Raw genomic sequence first — 13503 nt, forward strand, 5'->3', positions numbered from 1 at the left:
GTGTGTGAAATGAATTATTCTTTTATGATATCGTGATGTTTTAGAAAATCAGCGCCGCCATCTGAGTTTGCAAGTTGTTTAAATTCCTTAGGCGTGTAATTATATTCCTTTTTAAAGCATCTTGAGAAATATTTTGGGTCGTTAAAACCGACATTAAATGCAATCTCAGAAATGGTGTAATTGTGTTTTACCAAAATGAAAGCTGCTTTTTTTAATCTTAAACATCGCATAAAGTCTACAAGAGTTTTGTTGGTTATAGACTGAAATCTGCGGTAGATATTTGAGTAGCTCATACTCAATGCTTCGGATAAATCCTCCAGTTTAAAATCAGGATTAACCAAATTTTTCTCAAGTTCTATTAATACAGACTCAATAAATTTTTCATCTGGTGATTCAACCTGAGGGGCTTCACTTTGAGTCAATAATTCAGTTCTGTATTTTAGAATAAGATTTTTGTGAGATTCTAGAATGTTATTGACTTTAAATATCAGTTCTTTAACGTTGAAAGGTTTGTTAATGTATTCTATGGCGCCATATTTTAAGCCTTCGAGTTTAGATTGAGTCGTATTACGAGCTGTTAGTAGAATGATTGGTATATGGCGCATTGTTTTTGTATTCTTCAATTGCTTACAAAGAGTGATGCCATCCATTATAGGCATCATGATATCACTAATAATAATATCTGGCGTTGTTTCGTGTAAAATAGCCAGGGCTTCTTTTCCATTTTCAGCAGTGAATACATTATAAAATGGACTAAAAGTGTCTTTTAAAAGCAATAACATTTCATAGTTATCTTCCACAATTAGAAGATGAATCTTACTGTTGGAATTTACGCTTGGTGTGTTAAGATCTTCTTTATTCAAACTATCATCTTGCCTAATAGCCTCAAGTGGTTTATTGTTGATTATTTCTTCTGTTTTTAGATGCTTATTACCTAAAGGTAAGATTAAGGTGAATTTAGTGCCTTGATTGAGAGTAGAGTCAACCATTATTTTTCCTCTATGAAGAGTCATCAACTCTTTACTTAAGGCAAGTCCAATACCAGTACCTCCAACAGCTCGTCCTTCTTTCGACTGATAGAACATATTGAAAATGTGTTTTAGGTTTTCTTCATCTATCCCAATTCCCGAATCAGATATGCTTAGAAAAAAATGTTCGCAGTTACTCTTTATTTTAAATTGAATTTGCCCCTCGCGAGGTGTGAATTTAAATGCATTTGATAAAAGGTTATAGATGACGTGTTCAAGCTTTTCTTTATCATACCAAAGTATGATATCATCTTGCTTCGATTCATAAACAAAATCGATATGTTTGAATCGCGCTTGTTCTGTAAAAGAGAGTGCTATGGATTCACAATGCTTAGAAATATTATTTTGGTTTGCTCGTAATTGTAGTTTTCCCAATTCACGATTTCTTACGGTCATTAATTCTAGTGCAATACGTGAGAGTCGTTTAGCATTGTTATGAATCACATTCAAGCGTTGTTTCAATAAGAGATTGCCCTCTGCTCGTTCAATCATACTCTCGATGGGAGCCATAATAAGTGTAAGGGGTGTTTGAATTTCATGCGACATCTTTGCGAAGAAATTCATTTTCATGGCATACAGTTCATTGTTTTTTTCGTTCTGCCATTCTTCCAGTAGAAGTTTCTTTTTTAAGCGGGCCCACATTATAGAATAGCGAATGATGAAAAAGAGAGCAATTATCAGAGCAAGACTGTAGATTACGTACGCCCACCATCTTTGCCAAAGGGGTGATAAAACAGTCACTTGTATGGATCTTGGCTCAATATCCCAAAGATTTCTGTTGGTTCCTGCTTTAACTTCAAAAGTGTAATCCCCGTATGGGATACTTGTATAAGTAGCTATTCGTTGATTTTCAGTTATGATCCAGTTTTTATCGAATCCTTTAAGTCGATAGGCATAGAAATAGTTTGGATCCAGATGATCATTAATGACAGAAAACTGAAAAGAAAAGGAGGTTTGCTTGTGATTTAATTCGATCGATTTTAGGTGCTCAATTCCCTCAGATAATTGTTCTGGAATAATCTTATTGGCATCACGGTTTACAACTTTTATTTGGTTTACTCTCAATTGAAACTGTTTTTGGCTGGTTTTCATCTGCTTTGGATCAAAGAAATTTAAACCATCAACTCCTCCGAAATAGAAAAGATTGTTTTTGTCTTTGGTCGCACTGCCCGAAAGAAAAGCTCCCTTTATTGTTCCATTTTTCCATGTGTATAAATAGTCCTGTTTTGCATTTAAATCCAGATGAGAAATGCCATTACTTCGCGAAACCCATAAATTAGAACTATCAGAAACAAGAATTGCCGTAACTCCGTGGATTTCTTCATTACTAAATCCGTTGATGGGAACTGTTTTCTTCTCTTTAATATTAAATTTGAGTAGTCGGGAATAGGAATTCGTGAAATAAAGATGTCCATGATAATCTGCAGCTCCATGGAATATACTGTTTTCAGCCGGGTTTTTTGAATCTATTAGCTGATAGGGTATAAAGGAAGAATCTTCTATAGTTTTTCCCTCCTTAAATAAGAATAATCCTCCTTCAGACATACCAATCCAAATCTGATCATTTTCATCTTGCAAAAATACTTCGGTGATGTTCCCCTTAAGTCCATTCTTATTGCGTGGAAAAAAAGCGAGCTGATTGCCTGATAATGAGAAAAGGGAGATGCCAATATTACTGCCAACCCAAACCTGATCACTGTTATCGATGAATAAAGATCTGATGTCGGAGCCTAATTGCCCTTTACTGTTTAATACTTTTATCGATGAAAATGTTGATGTTTTTGAATTGTAAAATGATAATCCATTTAGATAGGTTCCAATCCACTTGTTTTGGTTTCTATCCTCAACCATCGCCTGAATGTAATTCCCTGTCAGGCCATTGGCAGTATTGGTCTTTGCAACAAATTGTTTCACTGCATTTCCTTTTTTGTTGATTATTGTAAGACCTTCTCCATCAGTACCTGCCCATAGGTTTCCGTTCTGACATTTTAATATTGAAAGGATACGTGTTGGTACACCTGAAATATTACCACTATAATAGCCAACGGTTGAGGATTCGCTTGGTAAGATGTTAATATTGCCATAATTTGTGAATACCCAGATATCGTTGTTATTGGTCTCGCCTATGCCAATTACAGAATTACTCTGAAGAGAAAATTTGTTGGATTTAGAATAATTGTAAATTTTCACATGTTTTGTTTTGGGCTTTATCTGGTAAAGTCCTCCTCCATCAGTACCAAGCCATATCAAGCCTTTACTATCACGAAAAATACGAATCACCATATTAGTAGGGACGAAATGTGATGCTTTGGCTTTGTTGTGGAAATGTTCGTAAGTTTCAGTTTTTAGATCATAAAAGTAAAAGCCAGTAAGATCTGTTCCAATCCAAAGATTACCATTTTTATCGGTTGTTAAGATAACTGTGTTAAATGGATTATTGAAAGGCCCCTTTAGTTCGTAAAGATCCATAGTTGAGGTGTTCCCCTTGAATATTCGTCCTTTATTGGTGCTGAACCAAACGATATCATTTTTTCCTTCTGCAATAGATGTAATGGTTTCATTGGAAGAGTAAATATCAAATCTAACGCTTGTTGAATCCTTAAGGGATTGTCCGATTGCAGTTCCAAAATTACTGCCCATCCAAAGTCTGGATTTACCAATACTTAATGATTCCAGTTCTAGATGTTCAGGCAATTTGGTGTAGTTGGAATATTGTGATTCAAACTTGCCTGATGGCATCAGTTTCGAAATTGCGCCTTTTTGTGAAACGCACCATATGTCTCCATCAGAATCTTTCGATATACCTAGAATTTTCGCAAAGGATACATTGTCTCCAAATATTTCGTTGAAAGAATATTGACGGTAATCGTATCCATCGTAGCGTAGAAGTCCTGAATTTGAATTGAGCCACAGATAACCCAACGAATCTTCAACCACATTTGTGACTTTGGTTTGTTGTCTGTCAACTATAGCACTCAGGTGAATGAAATTAGTTGATTCATCGGCAAATGAAAAGAGATAAGAATTGCAAGCCAATAAAAGTAGAACAAGCTTAGCTGCGTGTGTGGGGATTTTTAACATGACGAATTAGGTTCTAGGTTTGGGTTGCTAGCAAAAATACTGATATATATGAATTCTTCACTACAGAAATTAAATAAAATCAGTCAATTAAGTTTTTGTAATTCACTCTATATTAGTTGTATATGAGAATTTCCACTTTTTAGCCAAAAATTTCCACTTTAAAATGAAAGCTATTTCACACTTTTGAAATTCATGAAAAATAACTTAATAAAATCAGATGTTAAGAATTATAATTTCTGTTCTATTCTGGTTTTATGGAAGGAGTTTTGAACTAAATCACTATAGTTCATGTTGATGCTTGTTTTATTCACAGGACTGCCCTGTTAAATACATACTTTTGTATGAATTGTTTTTTTAATGATTTGTGTTGTTAATGTGCATAGGTGTGCTCATTTTGATAGTATCTCTGTTTTAATACTTAATTATTAACAATGAAAAAGAAACTAATGCTGCTAGTTATATTTGGAATAATGCTAATGGGTTGCATTATGAGTCCAAATGAAATAATTATAAACGGAATAGAAGATAAGATTGATGCAGAGGAAATAACAGATAAGTTTTACTCTTGCAGAAAGGTGTATGATCTTGAAGGCATGATTGGATTATTCAGTACAAAATATATTAAGATGAATGATCATCAAAGTTTAGCAGATGCTAAGTTAAAGGTGGCTGATTTTTTGGACTTGAATATCGTCAGGTATGGAGCTGTTAAGAAGCGCTCACTTGTGAGTTGGGAAACAAAAATCGTTAAAGCGAGCAAGTCTTCATCATATTATTTTTTAGCTTATAAAAATGAATATGTAAATTATCAAGTATTAGAGTCTTTTAAAATGACAAAGGAGTTGTATGGAAGAATTAGGATAATTGATTATAAACTAGAAGTACAATAATGCTTGTCATCAGTATAGGATTTATAGCAACGTTGAACTAAAATGAAAGGCAGTAGATTCTAGTTATCTACTGCCTTTTATTTTATGAGAGAATCTTAGACTTCTTTTCTTAATTGTGTTTTGATTTCTTTTCTGTAAGCTACAGAAAAGCCTTTAAATCTTCAGTCAAATTTGAAGTCCCGTCTTGTTATCGTCTAATTTAGACGCTTGCAAGGATAATGTTTGTGGACGCATCAGCAAATGAAATGAGATAATAATTGCAAATCACAAAAAGTAAAATAAGCTTGGTTAGATGGGTATTTATTTTTAGAATACTGAGTTAATTTCGGGGTTTGGGGATAAAACAAAAGTAGAAATCTAAAGCAATCCTATCAAGTAAATATCAAACAAATATTAAGTTGTAATCATCTGTATTGTGCTGCTTAATAGGCTTGTGGGAAAATGTCTACCTATTAGCCTAAAATATCCACCTCCCAAAAATAGATAATCCCTATTATTATCATCGCAAAATAATAGTTCATAACCTGAATAAATGAAGTCGGGATAATTTAGTGTTCAAACTAGAGACAAAAACATCTCATCCCAAACAATTTTGGCATGAGAAAATTTTGAACAACAAATGAGAACTAAAAATAATCCCGTTAAGATTACTGATATAGATTCAGTGTTATAAGGGTAACTATTTATTGACCTAATACCTAATTTTTAATGTTATACTAACTCTAAAACTTATGAAGAATCAGAAAATTAAAAAACGTAATTATCAGAAATTTTTAAAAATGGATCTTTCGCGGATGGCATTTTTATTATTTGCGATGGTTGTAATTTCTTTTACTACCAGTTGTGACAAAGACGAATCAGTCAACTTGCCAGTGACGACCACAGGTGAAGTTACTGACATCACAGGTCAGGACGCTGTTGTGAGCGGCATTGTCACATCAAACGGTGGATCAAAACTTCTTGCTATGGGGGTTTGCTTTACGACTGGAGATGCTGACCCAACAGTAGAAGATTATTTTGCAGCAGTTGGTGAATTTACTCCAGATGGTATATTGCAGGAGGACTGGAGTTATTCAGCTACCCTAAAGGGGTTAACTATTAAAACGGCTTATAAAGCCAGAGCTTATGCTTCCAATGAAGCAGGTACCGCTTATGGAGAAACAATTTCATTCACTTCAAAAGCAGGAAAAACTTACCATACCCTAACAAATGAAATGATCGACACTTATACGCAGGAAGGTTCAGAAGGACCTAAGCCAAATCTTGTTGATGGTGATTTGAATACTTATTGGCATTCGGCTTGGTCAGGCGGTGTTGAGCCATTACCTCACCATATTCAAATTACATTTGCTGAAGTTAAAAATATTGGTGGTTTTGAATTTGCTACCAGAGACAAGTACGCAAGAGGTAATAATCCTGCTCAATTCGATGTGCAAACTAGTACAGATGGAACCACTTACACAACCGTATGGACTTCAGATAGATTAGATAATGTTTTACTAAATCCAGAGTGGAATGCTTTGTCACTTGATAAGAATTACTCTTCTAAATATTTTAGGGTAAGAATTCTTGATACAAAAACTCCTGGTCAAAACTCTACATGTATGGCTGAGTTAAAAGTGTTCGAAGATGGGATGCTACCTTATTAATAGGGAGTTGAATATAGAATAATTAAGAACAACATGTATAATAGTTTATTTATCTAATTAAGATTTAAGATAATGATTATGAAATATTTGCGACAAATCGATTTCTATCGAAATAATATAAAAAATAAAATAAGGACCAATACTTCCGGCCTTCAAAAAGCGATAAGTTTGTTCGTTTTCATGCTGTTTTTTACAGCTATTGCAAGTGCGCAAACGGTTGAAGTAAAAGGAAAAGTAATCGATAGTGAGAATCAGGAATCATTGCCAGGCGTTAGTATTATTGTAAAAGGGACTACCCAAGGTGTTACAACTAATATGGATGGTGAATACGCACTAAAAGTAGGGCAAGCCAATGTCATATTAGTCTTTTCATTTATTGGTTACGAAGCACAGGAAGTACCTGTTAATGGTCAGACAACGATCAATGTTAGCCTGAAAAGTTCAACAAGTGATCTTGATGAAGTCATGGTTATTGCATATGGAACGACAAAAAAATCAAATTTAACAGGCTCAGCAGTTGCATTAGACAGCGAAGAGCTAAAAGATGTTTTTGTATCGAATGTAGCATCCATGCTTCAAGGTAAGGTTGCCGGGGTGTACTCATCTGCAGGAAGTGGGCAGCCTGGCTCGGGCACTGAAATTACCATTCGTGGTAAAGGTTCATTATCAGGTACAACATCACCTCTTTGGGTAGTTGATGGTATTATAATGGGTAATTCTGACCCTGGATACAGTCCTGCTGATATTGAAAGTATTACTGTATTGAAAGATGCTTCAGCCACATCGCTGTATGGGTCTTTGGCTGCTAATGGAGTTATTTTATTACAGACTAAAAGAGCTAAAAAAGGCGAGTCTAAAATAAACGTTAATGCGACCTACGGACACACCACATTTAACACCGGGAATTTCTCCGTGATGAATTCACAAGAGTTATATGATTATCAAAAAACATGGAATCCTGATGTTACCGAGGATGTATTAAATACGGACACAGACTGGATGAAGATTGGAACACAAACTGGGAAAGCTCAAGAGTATAACGTTAATTATTCTGGTGGTAACGAAAAGATTTCTGCGTATCTGTCTGGTACTTATTATAATGAGACTGGTGCTTTAAAAGGATACGATTACGAACGTTATTCAGCTATTGCAAACTTTGATATTAATGCAAGTGAACGCCTTAAGATTAAAGTAAATTTATCTGGTGATTATCGTACAACAAAAGATCAGCAACATTCTACTTATGCTATGTTTACCTACATGCCTTGGGATGAAGCTTATTTACCTGATGGTTCTGTTTTAGATCCAAGAGTTGATAGCGGTAAAGAATATTTACTCGCAAACGATAAAGTTTGGTATGGTCGAGACGAAAACAACTACCTATACGATTTGCAATACAATTATGGTAATTCACGTAGCAACAATCTTCGTGCAAATATCGGCTTTGATTATAAAATCAACGAGTGGTTGACTTTTTCTTCTATGAATAATATCGCTCTTAATTTTGGCCACTCTGAATGGTATACTGATCCTCGTTCAGTTAGTGGACAGGCAGACAGGGGAACACTATATGATAGTTATAGTTTTAGCAAGACCCGTTTTACTAATCAAATGCTTCGAATTAACAAGAGTTTTGGTCTTCATGCACTGAGTGCATTTGTTGCTTGGGAATACACGGATTACCATTCTGATAACGCCAATGCAACCGGTAAAGGTATTGCAGCAGGTCTTACTGTACTTAATACCACTGCTGAAGCTGTAAGTGTAGGCGGAGCAAAATGGGAAAGTGCTAAACAAAGTACGCTTGTGAATTTGCAATACGCTTATAATGATATCTATTTGGCTACTGCTTCGTTTAGTAGACAAGGTTCAAGTAGTTTTGGTCCAAACAAGCAATATGGTAACTTTTGGTCGGCTAGTGTTGGTTGGAATGCCCATAGCGAAGAATTCCTACAAGGAATAGAATGGTTAAATGTATTAAAATGGTCTGCCAGTATGGGACAGGTGGGTAATGCTCCTGGAGGATTTCAATACCTTGGATACTTTGCCTTTGTAGATCAATACAATGGAAATAGTGCTGCTACACCTTATCAAAAAGGAAATGCTGACATTAGCTGGGAAAAAGTAACCAGTTACAACACAGCGATTAGTACAAGATTATTCGACCGTGTGAGTATCAACTTGGACCTTTATTATAAGAATAGTGATAATCTGTTAACTTATGTTCCACTTCCAGCATTGACTGGTTATAGCGGCATCTGGATGAATGTTGGACGCGTTACGAACAAAGGATATGAGCTGACTGTTTCACCTGAAATAATTAAAACTTCAAGATTTAAGTGGGATATGACTTTGAACTTGGCATACAACAAAAACAGGGTTGAAGAAATATACGAAGATAAAGCCTATACAAGTGGTAATACAAGAATCGAAGCAGGTTATGATATGGATGCACAATACCAACGAATCTGGTACGGGGCAAATCCAGCAAATGGTGAACCTCTTTGGGAAAAAGTAACGGAAAACGAGGATGGAACCAAAACAGTTAGTTTAACTTCAGATTACGCAGATGCGACCTTACAGTTTACTGGAACAAAAGGAACTCCGACGTATACAGGAGGTATCCTCAATAAATTTACTTTTGATGATTTCAGCTTAACCGCAAACATTAGTTTTGTTGATGATATTTATAAATACAACAGCAACAGAGAATTATTTGATAGTGACGGATCGTACGCTTCTTTTAATAATATGAAATTGGCTGATGACTGGAGTCGTTGGGAAAAACCAGGAGATGTTGCAACTCACCCAAAACCATTTAATGGTGGGGTTAATGCAAATAAAAACTCATCAAGATATTTAGAGGATGCAAGTTATATCCGTTTACGTAATGTAACCTTGGCATACAACCTTCCTAAAAACGTATCAAACTTACTTAAGATATCAAGTGCTTCAGTTTACGTAAGTGCTGATAATATGATTACACTGACAAACTGGTCAGGTATGGATCCTGAAACGGGTGCATTATACCCTCTGTCGAAGAAAATTATGGCAGGTGTAAAAGTAAATTTTTAATAAGTAAAAATTATTAATGATTAAATACATGAAAATGAAAAATATATATTCTTTTATTGCGATTCTGATAGCACTTTCGTTTAGTGCTTGTGATATCGCCAGAGAACCGTTTCAGGATTTATCAGATGATAAAGTATTTGCCGATGAATTAGGTATCGAAGCAGCAGCTTTGGGGACTTATGCCCTATTGAAAAAGAATGAGTTTATGCGTCCTTACCACTTTCATGGTGAATTTGGTGGTGACAATATTGCATTAAGCGGTTCTACGACCGACGCCTTATTTTACATGTATAATTACCAGCATACGCCAACAAATGGCCATTTAAATAGTTTGTGGTCTTACTGTTATAAGGGGATTGTGAATGCGAATAAAGTCATCGACAAAGCACAAGCAGGTACGCCTCGATTAAATCACGTTATTGGTGAAATGTATTACCTACGTGCCTTCTTTTATTTCAATTTAGTCAATATTTGGGGACGACCATATACTCAAAACCCAAGTTCGAATTTGGGTGTTCCAATTATCTTAGATGCTGAACCAGATGCAGATAATTTACCTCCTCGTGCTACTGTTAAGGAAGTTTACGATCTTATTCTAAGAGATTTATTAGAAGCGGCTGAGTTGATGAGTGAATTTAAAAGAATTGATTCAGAATATAATATCTATGCATCTGAACAAGCTGCCAATGCCCTATTATCCAGAGTCTATTTATATATGGAAGATAATGAAAAAGCCGCAGAGTATGCTACTAAGGTTATCGAATCAAATAACTTCTCTTTAATTTCAGGTTCTGAATACGAGACTTTTCCAACAATGGTACCGGAAGAAAATTCGGAAATCATATTTGCATGTAGAGCATTGAAAGACGAAGATGATTACAATTGGTATGCTTTTGGAGGTATGTATGCTACAATTGATGGTGTAGGTTGGGGTGAAATGTATGCTTCTGAGACTTTCAGAGATTTACTTGATCAAAATCCTTCGGATAGAAGACATAAATTCATTGACCCTCAATTTGTAGATGGTGACGATTATGAGATCACATATTCTTACGACAAAGCATCTCCGGTGGGTTCTAAAATGTTCCAAATGTATGCTGTTACTAATAATGGTGGCAATTGGGAATATGATTACAATGGCACAAAAACTGTTTCAACTGAAGATGTAAACGGTAACACAGTGTATTTTATCACTGAAGGTGAAAATATCAGTGGAAAAACCTATGTGAAATTGACAAAGAAAATGCCTGTAAGACAAGGGTATCCTAAATATTTCGTGATAAAATGTTCAAATCAGGAAGGGCAACCTCAATTGTTCTCACCAGTTATTTCGCGTTTGGCAGAGATGTATTTGAACCGTTCGGAAGCTCGTGCTAAAACGGGTAACACATCAGGTGCATTAGAAGATCTTAACCTTATCAGAGAACGTGCAAATATTGATACATACACTGACGTTCCAGCTGGAAGAACATTATTGGAAATTGTACTTGAGGAACGACGCATAGAACTTGCTTTCGAAGCTCACCGCCGTTACGATATTTTCAGAAATGGCTTAACTTTGGATCGCAGATATCCGGGAACACACGATAGAGGTGCTAATCCTTTATTAACTGTTCCGTCAACAAGCCCACGTGTTGTTGACTATATTCCGGAAGCTCAGATTTTAGCACAGCCTAATTTGGTACAAAATCCATAATTCAGTAATAATCACTTAATACAATAAGACTTTACCAAAGTCTTATTGTATTAAAATGTGGTTAATACTCCGATCCCTGGGTCGAAAACTAGTTTGTTTACAAAGTAAACTCCTTTTGATACCTCAGGGCATTCCCTGAGGTTATTTTTTTTAGGATTTTACAAAAAAATAAAGTAGTTATTGAGTGATAAAACATAAAACACCAAATTGTCAATTAAAATTTTGTTATGAAAATTACCAAATTAGGCTTATTAACATTTCTATCGGCTTTGTTATTTTTCTATTCTTGTGATAAAGAAGAAACTTTACCTGAAGATGAAAGTTTGAAAAAAGGCAAACCAGTAACTTACGATTTGTCAATATCAGTCCCTTGTGAAGGGAATAGTTGGGTCGTTGCTAATCCAGCTGCTACCGCAAATCTAGTTGTAACAGGCGGTATTAAAAATTGGACGAATTCAGATGATAAAATTCGCACCTATTTTTATGCAAAAACCACAGGAACGATTCAAGTTGGTATTCGTGCCAAATTTGGCGTATCTACAACATTAAAAATAACGCTCGGAAATGAAAATCAGGAGCTTACTTTTGAAAAAGGGAATGCCTATAAAGATTATAATGTAGGCACCTTTAATATTAATCAAACAGGCTATCATTTTATTGAACTGGAAGGCGTAAGCAATGGAGGAAGTTCTTTTGGTGATATCTCTGATATCTTATTAGGGGATTCATCATGGAGTTCTAACATTAGCTTTGTGGATGCAGAATGGTTCTACTGGGGACGAAGAGGTCCTTCAGTGCATTTAAACTTCGAAGAGCCTGCCAATAAAGATATCACCTGGTTTTACAACGAAGTGACTGTTCCTGTTGGGAAAGATCCAATAGGTTCTTATTTTATGGCTGATGGCTTTTCATCTGGCTATTTTGGAATGCAAGTCAATTCCGCAACAGAGAGACGTATCTTGTTTTCGGTATGGAGCGCATTTGATACGCAAGATCCAAATCAGATTCCAGCAGAGTATACCGTAGAACCTCTGGGGTATGGTAAAGGTGTAACCGTAGGAGAGTTCGGTGGTGAAGGCTCTGGAGCTCAGAGTTATTTGGTTTATGACTGGAAACCAGGAACAACCTACAAGTTTTTATTAAAAGGTGAATCGAATGCTGATAATTCTATTGATTATACGGCTTATTTCTACGCGCCTGAAGTTGGCGACTGGAAATTGATAGCCAGTTTTAGAAGACCATTTCCTACTGGCAAGCATTTAACACGTTTACATTCGTTCTTAGAGAATTTCAATACCACAATGGGTGATGAAACCAGACAAGTGGATTACACAAACCAATGGGTTTATGATACTCAGGGAAGCTGGAGTGAAATGACTAATGCGACTTTTACAACAGATGCTACCGGAAGTAACGGAGCTCGATTGGATTATGATGGTGGAAAAGAAGGTGATCATTTTTATTTAAGAAATTGTGGTTTTTTTAGTGATAATGAAACGCCGAATACATCATTTACGAGAACAGCAAATGGAACAGCTCCCGCTATTGATTTTTCGAAACTAGAAGTTCCCTCCATTGAAGCACCGTCAATACAAGTGATAATGGATAGAACAGGGTGGGCTGTAGTAGATTATAGTTCTCAGGAAGATAAAGATGGTGAAGGAGATACTGGTCGGGCTGCTGATGTGCTTGATGGAGATGATAATACTTATTGGCATTCGTGCTGGTCGGGTTGCACCGCTACAGCACCTCATCATATTACGATTGATATGGGGCAAACCAACACTGTCAATGGTTTTAGCTTTACTCAAAGACAAAATCTTTCCAGAACGGTTAAGGATTTAGAAATCCAAATAAGTGATGACAATGCAACTTGGGAGAGTTTGGGTGATTTTGTTTTGGAAAAAGAAACCAATCAGCAAACGATCGAACTGAGTACAGCACAAACGTTCCGATATTTTAAATTTATAGCGAAAGTATCTCATGATGGAACCAATAATGCAGCAATGGCAGAAATTGCAACCTATATTGTAGAGTAAGCATGAAATTGTATTAAGAGGCTGTCTCAAATTTAAAACGGCCTC

6 protein-coding genes are annotated in these 13503 nt (G+C 35.7%); 5 read left to right on the plus strand and 1 reads right to left on the minus strand.

Features of this window, described 5'->3' with window-relative positions; all coding sequences use genetic code 11:
- Window positions 1-14 precede the first annotated feature (14 nt).
- Complete coding sequence (locus DWB61_RS15990; RefSeq protein WP_125031929.1) at window positions 15-4109, minus strand: hybrid sensor histidine kinase/response regulator transcription factor; 4095 nt, start codon at window positions 4107-4109, stop codon at window positions 15-17.
- Between the two features lie 431 nt (window positions 4110-4540).
- Between DWB61_RS15990 and DWB61_RS15995 the strand changes: the two genes are divergently transcribed.
- From DWB61_RS15995 to DWB61_RS16015, 5 genes are all read left to right on the plus strand, one after another.
- A complete protein-coding gene (locus DWB61_RS15995) occupies window positions 4541-4999 on the plus strand; it encodes a hypothetical protein (RefSeq protein ID WP_125031931.1) in 459 nt (152 codons plus the stop codon).
- Window positions 5000-5793: 794 nt separating this feature from the next.
- Complete coding sequence (locus DWB61_RS16000; protein ID WP_158614449.1) at window positions 5794-6648, plus strand: discoidin domain-containing protein; 855 nt, start codon at window positions 5794-5796, stop codon at window positions 6646-6648.
- Window positions 6649-6726: 78 nt separating this feature from the next.
- A complete protein-coding gene (locus DWB61_RS16005; protein WP_158614450.1) occupies window positions 6727-9723 on the plus strand; it encodes a SusC/RagA family TonB-linked outer membrane protein in 2997 nt (998 codons plus the stop codon).
- Between the two features lie 34 nt (window positions 9724-9757).
- Complete coding sequence (locus DWB61_RS16010; protein WP_125031935.1) at window positions 9758-11419, plus strand: RagB/SusD family nutrient uptake outer membrane protein; 1662 nt, start codon at window positions 9758-9760, stop codon at window positions 11417-11419.
- Between the two features lie 227 nt (window positions 11420-11646).
- Complete coding sequence (locus tag DWB61_RS16015) at window positions 11647-13458, plus strand: DUF3472 domain-containing protein (protein ID WP_125031936.1); 1812 nt, start codon at window positions 11647-11649, stop codon at window positions 13456-13458.
- Window positions 13459-13503: the final 45 nt, after the last annotated feature.

The sequence above is a fragment of the Ancylomarina euxina genome (assembly GCF_003863355.1).
GTDB lineage: Bacteria > Bacteroidota > Bacteroidia > Bacteroidales > Marinifilaceae > Ancylomarina > Ancylomarina euxinus.